The 13,746-nt window shown below is 42.7% G+C and carries 16 protein-coding genes; all 16 read right to left on the bottom strand.

Annotation, left to right across the window (positions count from 1 at the left end):
- Window positions 1–4: 4 nt before the first annotated feature.
- The 16 genes from VN447_RS08370 to VN447_RS08445 all read right to left on the bottom strand — a co-directional run bounded on the left by VN447_RS08370 (window position 5) and on the right by VN447_RS08445 (window position 13,710).
- Entirely contained in the window at window positions 5–676 is a 672-nt protein-coding gene (locus VN447_RS08370; protein WP_325524635.1) for an MgtC/SapB family protein, read from the bottom strand.
- 207 nt (window positions 677–883) lie between these two features.
- Complete coding sequence (locus VN447_RS08375; protein WP_325524637.1) at window positions 884–2,599, bottom strand: proline--tRNA ligase; 1,716 nt, start codon at window positions 2,597–2,599, stop codon at window positions 884–886.
- 3 nt (window positions 2,600–2,602) lie between these two features.
- Window positions 2,603–3,670 (bottom strand): flavodoxin-dependent (E)-4-hydroxy-3-methylbut-2-enyl-diphosphate synthase, encoded by a 1,068-nt coding sequence (gene ispG, locus VN447_RS08380; protein ID WP_325524638.1) that lies wholly within the window; start codon window positions 3,668–3,670, stop codon window positions 2,603–2,605.
- 15 nt (window positions 3,671–3,685) lie between these two features.
- On the bottom strand, window positions 3,686–4,717 hold the full coding sequence (rseP, locus tag VN447_RS08385) for an RIP metalloprotease RseP (protein WP_325524640.1): 1,032 nt from the start codon (window positions 4,715–4,717) through the stop codon (window positions 3,686–3,688).
- A gap of 26 nt (window positions 4,718–4,743) precedes the next feature.
- Window positions 4,744–5,904, bottom strand: coding sequence for a 1-deoxy-D-xylulose-5-phosphate reductoisomerase (locus VN447_RS08390; RefSeq protein ID WP_325524641.1), 1,161 nt, complete (start codon window positions 5,902–5,904; stop codon window positions 4,744–4,746).
- Window positions 5,905–5,928: 24 nt separating this feature from the next.
- Window positions 5,929–6,747, bottom strand: coding sequence for a phosphatidate cytidylyltransferase (locus VN447_RS08395; protein ID WP_325524643.1), 819 nt, complete (start codon window positions 6,745–6,747; stop codon window positions 5,929–5,931).
- A gap of 18 nt (window positions 6,748–6,765) precedes the next feature.
- Window positions 6,766–7,548, bottom strand: a complete 783-nt coding sequence (locus VN447_RS08400; protein ID WP_325524644.1) for an isoprenyl transferase — start codon at window positions 7,546–7,548, stop codon at window positions 6,766–6,768.
- A gap of 115 nt (window positions 7,549–7,663) precedes the next feature.
- On the bottom strand, window positions 7,664–7,834 hold the full coding sequence (locus VN447_RS08405) for a DUF362 domain-containing protein (RefSeq protein ID WP_084575394.1): 171 nt from the start codon (window positions 7,832–7,834) through the stop codon (window positions 7,664–7,666).
- 3 nt (window positions 7,835–7,837) lie between these two features.
- Complete coding sequence (locus tag VN447_RS08410; protein ID WP_325524646.1) at window positions 7,838–8,038, bottom strand: hypothetical protein; 201 nt, start codon at window positions 8,036–8,038, stop codon at window positions 7,838–7,840.
- Between the two features lie 4 nt (window positions 8,039–8,042).
- On the bottom strand, window positions 8,043–8,603 hold the full coding sequence (gene frr, locus VN447_RS08415; RefSeq protein ID WP_325524648.1) for a ribosome recycling factor: 561 nt from the start codon (window positions 8,601–8,603) through the stop codon (window positions 8,043–8,045).
- Entirely contained in the window at window positions 8,600–9,328 is a 729-nt protein-coding gene (gene pyrH / locus VN447_RS08420) for a UMP kinase (RefSeq protein WP_325524649.1), read from the bottom strand. Before pyrH ends, frr begins: the two co-directional genes overlap by 4 nt.
- A 185-nt stretch (window positions 9,329–9,513) precedes the next feature.
- Window positions 9,514–10,161: a translation elongation factor Ts gene (tsf, locus tag VN447_RS08425; RefSeq protein ID WP_325524651.1), complete on the bottom strand. Its 648-nt coding sequence runs from the start codon at window positions 10,159–10,161 to the stop codon at window positions 9,514–9,516.
- Window positions 10,162–10,233: 72 nt separating this feature from the next.
- Window positions 10,234–10,932 carry a 30S ribosomal protein S2 gene (rpsB, locus tag VN447_RS08430; RefSeq protein WP_325524652.1) on the bottom strand — a complete coding sequence of 233 codons (699 nt, stop codon included), beginning with the start codon at window positions 10,930–10,932 and terminating at the stop codon, window positions 10,234–10,236.
- 185 nt (window positions 10,933–11,117) lie between these two features.
- Window positions 11,118–11,681: a DUF6115 domain-containing protein gene (locus VN447_RS08435; protein WP_325524653.1), complete on the bottom strand. Its 564-nt coding sequence runs from the start codon at window positions 11,679–11,681 to the stop codon at window positions 11,118–11,120.
- A 16-nt stretch (window positions 11,682–11,697) separates the two neighbouring features.
- Complete coding sequence (locus VN447_RS08440) at window positions 11,698–12,039, bottom strand: hypothetical protein (RefSeq protein ID WP_325524655.1); 342 nt, start codon at window positions 12,037–12,039, stop codon at window positions 11,698–11,700.
- 48 nt (window positions 12,040–12,087) lie between these two features.
- Window positions 12,088–13,710 carry a FapA family protein gene (locus VN447_RS08445; protein ID WP_325524656.1) on the bottom strand — a complete coding sequence of 541 codons (1,623 nt, stop codon included), beginning with the start codon at window positions 13,708–13,710 and terminating at the stop codon, window positions 12,088–12,090.
- Window positions 13,711–13,746: the final 36 nt, after the last annotated feature.

Raw genomic sequence — 13,746 nt, forward strand, 5'->3', positions numbered from 1 at the left:
CATTTTAACACGGTTTATCAATAGAAAGCACCCCGTCAATTTCGGTCAGTTCAGCGAATATCTGTATCATATCGGCATTTGACGGGATTTTTAGGACAAACTCAAGGTTTATCACTTTTTGCTCTGGAACATGGTGCATGGTTATATTTTTTATGCCGATACCATGTTTTCCAAAAAAGATACCTACCTTTCCAAGCTGACCTGGCTGATCACGTATCACAATCTTAACTCTGTCACAGTATTTATTGCTCCAGTGGCGCCGTTCCAGTTGACCAAATAACACCAAAGTTAAAAATACTAGCGCAGTTCCTGCAATACCAACAAAAAATTGCCCGCAGCCGATGGCTAAGCCGATACCCGCTACTACCCATAAACTAGCTGCAGTAGTAAGCCCTCTAACAGTCAGCCCTTCCCTAAGGATCGTCCCGGCGCCCAAAAAACCGATCCCACTAACAACTTGCGCAGCGATTCGACCAGGATCTTTGTTTACAGATTCATACCCGACAAAACCATAAATAGATACGATCATCATTAACGCTGAACCAATACACACTAAAATGTGAGTACGCAAGCCAGCAGGACGCTCTAGACTTTCACGTTCAAGTCCAATTAAACCGCCAAGAATACACGAGATGCCTAGTCGTAAAACAATGTCCATTTCACTGATAGGAACCATATCGTCACCCTCTCTATACGTATCCGATAGCTACTGCTACGAAAACCCCAGTCTCCGCTAAGGCTTGGCATAAGCAGTATTAAATTCCTGAATGTTTCGCTAATCCCATCTTCTAAGGTATTATAGATGGCGTAGAGACAGTGTTAATAATTTAAAAAGCGTGATAGCCAGGCATCACGCTTTAGAGTGTAAATTAGCTGCATCTAGTTACAGTTTAGCGAGCAGTTCCTTGATACCCTCAAAATAATCCCCCGGGCCAAAATAAAGTGTCTCTCCTGTACGCCGCACTTTAACTTCGATTAGATTTTCACTGATTGCTTTGGGACCAACAGTAATTTTCAAAGGATAGCCGATAAGGTCCGCGTCTTTAAATTTAACCCCAGGCCGCTCGTTACGGTCATCAAGTAAGGCTTCCACGCCTTTAGCATGTAACTCACTATATACTTTTTCCGCTAAAGCCATCTGGGCTTCATCCTTGATACTTACAGGAATAACTACCGCATGATAGGGAGCGATCGGTGCAGGCCAAATTATGCCGTTCTGATCATAGTTTTGTTCAACGGCAGCTGCCATTGTACGGCTGACACCCACCCCGTAACAGCCCATAACCATAGGCCTCTCTTTACCATCTTCACCAATAAAGGTCGCTTGCAGCGAGGTGCTATATTTAGTAAACAGCTTAAATACCTGCCCAACCTCAATCCCACGAGCCGTTTTAACTGGCTCACCGCAACGCGGACAAGGATCGTTCTCCTGGATTAGGCGAATATCTGCAACAATAGAAGGCTTGAAGTCACGGACAGGATTAACGTTAATATAGTGCTTATCGCGTTTGTTAGCACCACACACGGCATTGTGCATATTCATAACAGTAGCATCGGCAACAATAATGATATTTTTCTTGTCTTCCAGACCTACTGGTCCTATATAGCCTGCGCTACTCTCCAATGCACTTGATATAGCATCTTCATTGGCCATATCAAGCTGTAAGCAGCCAACCTTGTTTAACAGTTTTATTTCGTTAACTTCATGATCTCCGCGAACAAGAGCCAGTACAATGGTACCAGTATCGGTGCGATAAGCTAAGGATTTTATGGTTTTTTCGGGGTTGATACCCAGGAACTGGCTAATATCGATAATTGACTTGGTTCCTGGTGTATCTTTTTCAGTCAAAGGCATGTTTTCTTCAGCTTGACTATTTATCGGATGCAGCTCTGCTTTCTCAACATTAGCAGCATAATCACAGCTACCACAGTAAATAATTGCTGCTTCCCCTGATTCGGCAAGAACCATGAATTCATGCGAACCACTGCCGCCAATAGCGCCGGAATCGGCCTCTACTGCTCGGAATGTCAATCCACAGCGAGTAAATATCCGGGAGTAAGCATCATACATCTTATTATAGCTCTGATCAAGTCCAGCCTCATCGCGGTCAAATGAATATAAATCTTTCATTATGAATTCCCGCCCGCGCATAAGACCAAACCTCGGCCTAATCTCATCCCGGTACTTATTCTGAATTTGATATAGCATTAGGGGCAGCTGACGATAAGACCGAACCTCGCCGCGAACAAGCGTGGTAATCATTTCTTCATGAGTTGGGCCTAAACAGAAGTTACGATTATGTCGGTCTTTCAGGCGGAACATTTCATCGCCATATACGCTCCACCGACCAGTTTCCTGCCACATTTCAGCTGGCTGAATAATAGGCATCGCTAGTTCCTGGCCGCCTTTGGCATCCATCTCTTCCCGTACTATCATTTCGATTTTTTTTAGCACTCGCCAAGCCAGCGGTAAGTAAGAGTAGATACCTCCTGCAGCTTTACGAATAAAACCCGCTCGTAACATCAGTTGATGGCTTATTACCTCGGCTTCCGCCGGAGTTTCTCTTAAAGTAGGTGCAAATAGTTGGGAAACACGCATTTATTAATTAGCCTCCTTATTAAGTTTATCGATCTCAGCAAACAACGCACTTACAAGTTCATCTTCTGGTACTTTTCGAATAATCTCACCTTTACTGAACAATAGGCCTTCGCCTTTACCACCAGCAATGCCAACATCAGCTTCTTTTGCTTCGCCTGGCCCGTTTACAACACAGCCCATTACGGCTACAGTAATAGGCTTACTCACAAGTTTAAGCTTGTCTTCCACTGTTTCAGCAATATTCACCAGGTCTATCTGGCAGCGACCACATGTGGGACAAGATACAAGTGTAGGACCATACTGCTTTAGTCCCAAGGATTTGAGAATTTCATTAGCTACCCGGACCTCTTCTACAGGGTCGCCAGTAAGTGATACCCGTATAGTATCACCAATTCCCTGCGCCAAGAGTGCCCCAATACCCACAGCCGACTTAATTACACCAGACCGCACTGTTCCTGCTTCTGTTATCCCTAAATGCAAGGGATAGTCTGTAACTTCTGACATAAGCTGATAAGCTCTGAAAGTAAGTGGCACATCATGAGCTTTCAATGATATTTTAATATCATAAAAGTTATAGTTCTCTAAAATACGTATATGACTAAGAGCACTCTCCACCATTGCCTGTGCAGTGGGGCGCCCTCCATATTTTGCGATCATTTCTTTACTGAGCGACCCGGCATTAACACCAATACGAATTGGGATGCGCCGTTTTTTAGCTTCTCTCACAACTACCGCTACATGGTCGGGATCTCCAATATTACCCGGATTTAAGCGAAGAGCATCGACGCCACGTTCGATAGCTGCAATGGCCAGCCGGTGGTCAAAGTGAATATCGGCAACAAGTGGGACATCAACAGCCATTTTTATTTGCTCTATTGCGAGTGCTGCCGTCATATCAGGCACTGCAACCCGTACTATATCACAGCCGGCAGCAATAAGCCGCTTAATTTGCGCTACGGTATCAGCAACGTTTTCAGTACGGGTATTTGTCATAGACTGTACCGATATAGGAGCAGTGCCACCTATGAGGATTTTACCAATTCGAATTGGACATGTTTTCTTACGTTGCATACTTTCATCACCAGCTTAAAACAATTTTAATCGTGATATATCTTTAAAAGTTGCGACTACAAATAGAAGCATCAGCAAGGCAAAACCAATCATTTGGATAAACTGCATTTGATTCTTGTCAAGGGGCTTGCCTCTAAGACCTTCAACAGCCAGTGTTACAACATGCCCACCATCCAATACAGGAACTGGCAGAAGGTTAATTAAGCCTAAATTAATGCTTAAAAATGCTGCAAATTGCAACAGCGGAATTATGCCGAGTTGAGCTACTTCTCCTGCCATTTGCGCTACACCAATCGGCCCTGCGACATCAGCTGCGGACTTGCCGGTAATCATTTCTCCAATACCAATAAGCATGCTCTGAGCTACGATGTAGGTTTGTTTAGCAGCTAAACCTGCCGATTCTAACATTCCAGGCTGATACTTATCAATTTGTGGAGTCACACCGATAATGCCCCGTTTACCTTTCTCATCATATTCAGGGGTAAGTATGGCAGTTTTTCCACTCTCAGAACCCCGTGTATAAGTTATAGTAAGCTTAGATCCGGCATTGCCCTGAATAACGCTAACAAATTGACGCCAAGAATCTATAGGTGACCCGTTCACCGCAGTTATCCGGTCACCGGGCAGCAGACCAGCTGTCGCAGCCGGCTTCTCGGGGAAAATAGCGCCTATTAATGGCTGATTCGAAGGGGTATCAACACCAGAGCTCATAAATACTATGAACAGCAAAATAATAGGCAACACAAAATTCATGGCTGAACCAGCCACGATGACCAACATCCTAGCCCAAATAGGCTTGGCGCTGAACGATCGTTCATCCTGCTCCTCATCAGGGTCCATACCGGCAATCTTATTAAAGCCCCCCAGAGGTATAATACGAATGGAGTAGATTGTTTCTCCGACTTTCCGGCTAATCAGCTTAGGCCCAAAACCGATAGCAAACTCATCAACCCTCATACCGACACTTTTAGCTGTAATAAAATGACCAAGCTCGTGAAATAAAATCAATAAGCCGAAAACAAAGATAGTCGCTATAACTGTAGACAAATTTTCACCAACCTTTCAAATAATGGTTACCGCTTTCTGAAATCTGCCACTACCTGCAATGCACAGTGCCGAGCCCACGTATCTGCTATATATATCTGCTTCAGATCCATATTATGCACGCTTATATGGCTTTCCATAGTATAGCCTATTACCTTGGGGATATCAAGAAAACTGATTTCATCATTCAAAAAGGCGTGTACTGCCACTTCATTGGCCGCATTGAAAACACAGGGCATTGTACCGCCCCTTTTCCCTGCATCATAAGCTAACTTTAGTGCCGGAAAATTAACGGTGTCAGGCACCTCAAACGTCAGCGCTGACAAGGTAGTAAAATCAAGACGCGGACAACCCGACGGCATCCGCTCAGGATAAGACAAAGCGTAATGGATTGGCAATCGCATATCAGGCATGCCCATTTGGGCTATAACGCTACCATCAACAAATTCAACCATAGAGTGAATTATGCTCTGGGGATGAACGCAAACGTCAATTTGCTCATACTCTACGCCAAATAACCATCTTGCCTCGATGACTTCCAAGCCTTTGTTGGCTAATGTAGCTGAATCAATAGTGATCTTTCGCCCCATAGACCAGTTGGGGTGGCGTAGACAGTCAGCTACAGTCACATTCTCCAGCTCAGCGGCGGTGCGTCCTCGGAATGGCCCACCCGATGCTGTTAAGATAATACGGCCAATTTGCCTTTTGTTTTCACCTTGAAGACATTGGAAAACTGCACTATGTTCACTATCGACAGGGTAAACGCTAACATTGTGCTGTTTAGCCAGAGACATAACAAATTCACCGGCAGCTACCAGGGTTTCCTTATTTGCCAGTGCAATATTTTTCCCAGCTTTTATTGCGGCAATAGTAGGATTTAGCCCGGCAAAGCCTACAAGTGATGTTAGAACTGTATCTGTCTGTGTAAAAGTAGCTGCTTCCAGCAGCCCTTCTTCACCAGTTAGAATTTTTGTTGGCCCATGATATGTGCTAGCCATACGATCAGCCGCTTGTTTATCAATCAAAACCGCAAGTTGAGGTTTAAAATACTCTATTTGCTCTGCCAGTAACTTGTCACTTTTGTAAGCCGCCAAAGCAGTTACTTTGTATTTATCCGGGTTAGCGGCAATAACATCTAATGCTTGTGTACCAATTGATCCGGTACTTCCTAAAACTGCGACATGTTGCATAAAAAGGATCTCCTGTCTAAAATTCTAAGTGATAATAAAAACTCTGATATAATAATATACTACCGGTACGGCAAACATAATGGCGTCAAAACGATCAAGCACTCCTCCATGGCCCGGTAGAACATTTCCCGAATCCTTAACACCTGTAAAGCGTTTCAGGGCAGATTCCGTAAGGTCACCCAAAGGGGCGGCAATACCTACCAGAAATCCTAAAATTAAAGTATGCGTAATTGGCAATCCACATAATGTCCCCATAGCAGTTACGCCGGCAATACTGCCAACTAATCCGCCTGCTGCTCCCTCATAGGTTTTCCCCGGACTGATTGCTGGACATAACTTATGGCGTCCAAGTACTGAACCTACAAAGTAAGCCAGCGTATCACTGGCCCACGTTCCGACAAAGGCCAACCAAAGATAGGCTGCACCAGTAGATAAACTACCTAATGCCGTAGGTATGTATTGATGTTGTTCTGTGAACCGGAGTAATATCAAATGAGCAAATGGCAAGCTTATATATAATGTCCCTAGAAGGGTAACAGCTGCTTCTATAACCCCAAACTTCCTATGAGACAGTACCGTTTTCACCATTGTCAATAGAACAAGCAGAACCATTACCATAATCAATTCCTGGGCGTTACCAAGCCAGGCACAACCTAAAACTAAAATGACGCCGAAAAATCCAATATTATATTGAACCTTTATATCTTTGGCACACATCATTCTAGAAAACTCATGCCATGCACTGAGCGCCAGGAGTGCTACGGCAGCGGCAAATATCCATGTTCCGTAATTAATAATGTATATAGCTACTGGTATTCCAATAACTGCTGTTAAAATACGCATACCAAGCAATGTCGGCACCTACCGTTTTTTCGTATTTTTAATACCGCCAAACCGCCGTTCCCGCTGCTGAAACTCGTATATAGCCCTCACTAAGTCCTCTGATTTAAAATCCGGCCAATTAATATCAGTAAACCAAAATTCAGTGTACGCCATTTGCCATAACAAAAAATTACTAATACGAAAATCTCCGCTTGGCCTGATTAATAAATCTGGCGCTGGCAGGTTAGCAGTATATAAGTGTTCCTCAATAATTGACTCATCAATAGCTTGCAGTTCCAGATCTTTATGTAATACTTTTTCAGCAATTATTTTAACAGCACGCAAGAGCTCAGCCCGTCCACCGTAGTTTACGGCAAGATTTAAAATTAAGCCAGTATTGTGAGCAGTCTGCGCCTGAGCTTTTTCAATTTTCTTCTGTAAGGTTGGGGCAAGTTCATCAATCTTGCCGATAAACCGAATCTGCACGTTATTCTGGTGGAGTTCGGTAATCTCATTATCAAGATAATCGGCCAGCAGGCTCATAAGCAAATCTACTTCATCGGCCGGCCGCCGCCAATTTTCAGTAGAAAACGCATACGCAGTAAGGACCTGTATACCAATCTCTGAAGATGCTTTTACAATCCCCCGTAAGGTTTCAGCGCCAGCCCGGTGGCCAAAAGCACGAGGAAATCCCTTTTTTTGGGCCCATCGACCATTACCATCCATAATTATAGCTACGTGCCGGGGGATTTTTTCAGAATCAATATTATTATAATTATTGTGTTCCTCAGTATCTTTTTTACTAAACCACTTCTTCCACACACTAAGCCCCTCCGCTAAACTTTAACTGTAATCATTACCAAAATTATCCCCGAAATCTAGTAAAGTTAGCCAACGAATATCAAATTTAAACCCCCTCTTGCGAGGGGGATTTAAATTATTCCGGAGCTTTAATTGCACCAGTTGGGCAAACTGCCGCGCAAGCGCCACACTCAACACATTCATCAGTGATGGTGTAAATTGGCTCACCTTCTTTGATGGCTTCAACCGGACAAGTGGCAGCGCAAGAACCGCATGCAACACAGTCGTCTGTAATTTTGTAGGCCATTACTTAAAACACCTCCTTTCCCATTTTAGCAGCAACTATCAAATTATAAATACCATCATCATCTAACTGCTGCCTAATAACAAAAAGGTCGTCTTGCATTTGAAACGTCTTTCGTGAAGGTTGCGTAACTGTAACCGCATATTTAATATTTGCTTGTTCCAATTTACAGATAACCTTAGATAACGGCTGCGCAACTGTATCCAATCTGTTACACTTCCATTATTTCTTTTTCTTTTGCAGCCATAACTTGGTCTACTTCTTTAATATATTTGTCTGTTAGCTTCTGAATGTCATCCTGAGCCTTTTTGGCTTCGTCTTCAGAAACCGTTTTGTCCTTTTCTGTTTTCTTAATAGCGTCATTAGCATCACGCCGAAGATTACGGATAGCTACTCTAGATTCTTCAGCTTTTTTATGTATGACTTTGACAATTTCTGCCCGGCGTTCTTGAGTAAGCTGCGGGATAGACAGCCTGATAACCACGCCATCACTATTAGGCATTAAACCTAAATCTGACTTTTGGATAGCCTTATCTATGGCGTTAAGCATTGCTTTTTCCCATGGTTGGATAATAATCATTCGAGGCTCGGGAACTGAAACATTTGCTACCTGATTAACCGGCGTTGGTGTACCGTAATAGTCAACCATAACCCTTTCTAAAAGAGAAGGAGTTGCCCTTCCAGCACGTAAACTGCCATATTCTTTCCGCAAAGCTTCTAAAGCTTTTTTCATTTTGTCTTCATGGGCAGAATGAATTTCTTTGACTGTCATTTCTTTTCTCCCCCAACGATAGTTCCTATATCTTTGCCTAACGCAGCTGTTAAAATATTGCCAGGCTCATCGATACTAAATACTACAATTGGAATTTTATTATCCATACAAAGTGAGGTAGCAGTCGAGTCCATAACTCCTAAGCCACGCTGCAACACTTCAATATATTCAAGTTCTTTAAACTTCTTGGCATCTGGATTATGACGGGGATCTGAATCATAAACTCCGTCAGCATTCTTTTTTGCCATTAAGATTACATCTGCTTCAATTTCGGCTGCCCTTAGCGCAGCTGTCGTATCAGTAGAAAAATAGGGGTTTCCCGTACCGGCGGCAAAAATAACTACGCGTCCCTTTTCCATATGGCGTATAGCCCGGCGACGGATATATGGTTCAGCAACCTGCTGCATATTAATGGCGCTTTGTACTCTAGAATCAACACCACAATGTTCAAGTGCATCCTGTAAAGCCAGCGCGTTCATAACAGTGGCCAACATACCCATATAATCTGCAGTAGCACGATCCATTCCTTTAGCGCTACCGGCAAGACCGCGCCAAATATTCCCACCGCCAACAACAATAGCTACATCCAAATTATTTGCTTTAACTTCTTTAATTTCTTTGGCGATAGAATCAACAACAACAGGGTCTACACCATAGCCTTTATTTCCAGCCAAGGCTTCACCACTCAATTTTAAGACAACGCGTTTGTATTTACCAGCGACCAATAGAGGGACCTCCTTTAAATTACATTTCTACAAATAGTGAATAAATCCTTTATTTGGCACAATATTTTTTTATCCTGATAGAAAATATAATTTCTCTGGATAAGGGCAACATCGGCTTCCGCTTTCGCCAAAGGCTCGGCGCAAGCCATGTTTTCTTTAGAAAAAAGAGAACACGAAGTGTTCTCTTATTTCTTAACAGCAGCCATTACTTCAGCCGCAAAATCGTTGGCTTTTTTCTCGATACCCTCACCTAGATGATATCTGGTAAAGCGGCGAACCGAGATATTCTCGCCAATTTTAGCCACACTAGCAGTGATTAACTGAGTTATAGTTTTATCCGTATCTTTAATGAAGGGTTGCTCCAACAAGCAGGCTTCTTTATAGAACTTCTCCAAGCGGCCTTCAATCATTTTTTCAACAATATGAGCCGGTTTACCTTCGTTAAGAGCCTGCGCCCGAAGTATTTCTCTTTCATGATTTAGTATTTCTTCAGGTACTTCTTGACGAGCAACATAAGTAGGGTTAGCAGCAGCTATTTGCATAGCTATATCCCGTACTAATTCTTTAAAACCATCAGTTTTTGCTACAAAATCGGTTTCACAGTTAACTTCGAGTAGAACACCAATGCGTCCTGCTCCATGTATGTAAGCTTCAACGAGCCCTTCAGAGGCTACCCTGCTAGCTTTTTTTGCAGCAGCTGCCAATCCTTTTTCCCGCAAATAATCGACAGCCTTTTCCATATCCCCGTTAGTTTCGCTCAGCGCTTTTTTGCAATCCATCATACCAGCGCCAGTACGTTCCCGTAATTCTTTAACCATTCCAGCTGTTATCATTTCAAATCCTCCTAACGATTATTAAAGGTAAGAGGGCACATAGCCCCTTACCTTTAATCTGAAGAAAATAGTTTACTCTGCCATCTGTTCGCCTTGGCGACCTTCTAAGATAGCGTCGGCAACTTTTGCGGTAAGTAGCTTGACAGCGCGGATAGCGTCGTCATTACCAGGAATAACATAATCAATTTCATCAGGATCACAGTTAGTATCAACAATACCAACGATAGGAATACCTAAATTGCGAGCTTCAGCCACAGCAATCCGTTCTTTTCTGGGGTCAATAATAAAGAGAGCCCCGGGAAGTTTGTGCATATTTTTAATGCCACCAAGAAATTTTTGCAGCCGTTCCATCTCATGGCGCAAAGTAATAACTTCTTTCTTAGGCAACACTTCAAACATACCTTTTGCTTCCATATCTTCAAGTTCACGCAATCTGTTAATGCGCTTTTGAATAGTCTGGAAATTAGTCAGCATGCCACCAAGCCATCTTTCATTAACATAAAACATGTCACATCTGATAGCTTCATCTTTTACTGCTTCTTGAGCTTGTTTTTTTGTACCTACAAACAACATAGTTTGTCCTTGGGCAGCTAAGTCGCGTACAAAATTATACGCTTCCTCCACCTTTTTAACTGTTTTCTGTAAGTCAATAATGTAAATACCATTACGCTCCGTAAATATGTACGGGGCCATTTTAGGATTCCACCTTCTGGTTTGATGTCCGAAATGCACACCAGCTTCCAAAAGCTGCTTCATGGAAATAACTGACATAATATACACCTCCTGTTAATTTACCGCCGCAATCCGCATTTTTTGCCTTCACCAATTTGGCACAGTAGCAAAATTAGATTGCGTGAGTGATAACACCAAAAATTAGTATAGCATAACTAGCTCTCGATAACAAGTCACAGTCTTGTACAAATTCTTGTTTTTCGCTTTTTATTATGCCAATAGACCTATTTTTTATGCAACTGTAAAAGAAGCATTATCTCACCTTTCCCCATACCAGTAGCCTTAGCAATCTCAGTAACGTTATAACCTTGCTCAGCCATGGCAATAATGAGGCGGTGTTTTTCGATATTCAGCGACTCATTAGTCACTGACTTCTTATCAGTTATGCCCGCTTTATCCAAAGGTTGGACCGTTTCAAATTGACTTAAAGCTATCGGTCTATCATTAATCTCGATAGCAGGTAAGTTAACTTGATTTCGCTCAGTCATGGCAACCTGCTTATTTTCTAATTCGATTAATTGCTCAATAACTTTAGTGGCATGCTCAACTTGCCGGCTGAGCATGCCAATCTTTGCCTCAGCTTCATCTAATAACACCTCAAGCTGTGCTGCCTCATCCTCCAGCCGCTTAACTACCAAATCGGCAGTTTGTTCAAGTTGCTGAGTAAACTCATTAGCTGGAGCAGATATATTTAAGGCAAACATCTTTATAATCATTTCCTTTTTATATAGCAGAAAAAAAGCTAAAAGGAGTACGGCAAGTATTGAAACAATAACGCCGGTAAGCAAAAACAGCACCTCGCAGTTACGTTTTTATATCAATAATATGGCCAAGTATAGGATCCTGACCTATAACAGTGTTCTCTGCATTCTCTTGTTCAGCAGTCTCTACCTGGTTTGCGGCAGTGTTTTTCCGCGGATAGCTATTAGAAGGAGGGTTATCTTTTGTCTCATCACGTTTCACTTTACCGCCCTGGCTTTTTACTATGTCTTGAACCTGATGCTGCCTTACCTCTGCCGTTTTTTGCATTTGTTCGGCAAACTGCTGCTGTTGCAACGCACCTTGTTGGACAATATTACTCTGGTGTTTTTGAGCTTCTGTCGCTCTTGGAATAAGCACCTGCATATCAATTGATCTGATGCTCACTACAATCACCGCCCAATCATAAATTTAAGCTGATTGGTAGATTCGTCGTTACTTATAAGAACCTGTTTTAATTTCCCCGTCTTCAGCATAAAAAGTAGCAAATTTGATAGGATCACGTACTGGCTTTACTAGTGTTCCCACGACCAGTTTAACTCCTGGATATACAATATCAGAAACTTTAATGTGTCCGTAGCGCATTTCTTCCAATGCAAGTTCGATTTCTGCAATTCGATTGCGCATAGTTTCAATTTGCCCAATTAGGTGAAATTGGGCTTTAGTTAGTTTAAGCAACATTTCATGTTTCTCTGGCGGCAAAGAGTTCTGATTCATAGCTCGTAGTATGGTTAGTGCTTTCTGGGTTTGTTCAAGATTAAATTCGATTTTTCTGACTTCTTTCCGTAACTCTTGGTACTCTTCACGCATTTGAGGATTTACACCGACTTCGATATCAGTGTTAGTTGCTGAGCCAGTACCGACAGTTTTTGCTCTGATTTCCTCACCAGCTGATATTTGTCCGCCCACTATCAGACCGCGGCGTTCTTCGATGATTACCCGTTTAGCGGCACTTACTTTGCTATGTAAAATAACGTCGCTGACAATAACGTCCTTTCCAGCGTAAACTGTGGCATTCTCAATATATTTTGCTACTACATTTTCTGTGGCTTTTATGTACCCCCGGTGCATACCCTGAATCCCCATCCGGACAACAACATTTTTGCCTTCAACAATCCCACCGCTGACATTGCCGGTAATCTCTACATTGCCTTCGGCCTTAACGGTAAAGCCAGTTTGAACCGACCCCTGAACTAGTACACTGCCAACAAACTCAATATTGCCGGTAGATAAATCAACATCCCCCTTTACCTCAATAACGGGTATTACGTTTACCTTATTGTTAACAACAACAAGCTGACCAGCCTGTCCAGCATGTACTTTTAGTCCTTCAACAACATACACGTTTTTTCCTATCGGCAACACTAAATCTCTTCCTGGTTTAGCCGGCACTTCATTCCCTAAGATATCCATACCGACCGTTCCTGGTGTAGGAGGTATCTTTTCTGCCAACAACTCGTCTTTTAGAACAGTGGTAAACATATTAAGATTTTTAAAGTCAACCCGGCCATCTTCTAACTCGACAGGACGTCCTTTGCTTTCTAAATCAATATGATATGTAATAAAGGCATTAACCCCGTCAACAGGCCGTAACCCTTTTGCACACACTACCGTGCTGCCAGGCCGAGCAATCGCTGATTCAATTGCCGCACTGTCGATTCCATACACTATACCAGTTTGCTTAATCTTATTCATAACTTCACCAATGTTTATCGGACGGCATCCCTTGGGTAGATTTGCTTGTAGTGTAGCTTCCATCCTATCACGAGCCACTAGAATTTGAATTTCTGGTTCTACTTCGACCGGCTTATCCGCAACCTTTACAGGAGTTCCTAAAGCTTCTTTTACAACACGTATAAGCAAAGCGTTGTCCATTTTGCTAATCCCGCGTTCTACCAAATTCTCAATAATCTGTGGAACTCTTACCGGCTGGCCTGCACCTTGCGGGGGATAGACAGATAAATGAACACCCTGGTCATCTGCTGAAATATTAAAATATCCGTCAAGTGAACTAATGTTATCGTCTGCCTGTTCTAAAAAGCGTTCATCTGAACTCATACGTAAAACCCCCCTCTCAATACCAGAGATGATTAA

The organism is Sporomusa sp., from assembly GCF_035561155.1.
GTDB lineage: Bacteria > Bacillota > Negativicutes > Sporomusales > Sporomusaceae > Sporomusa.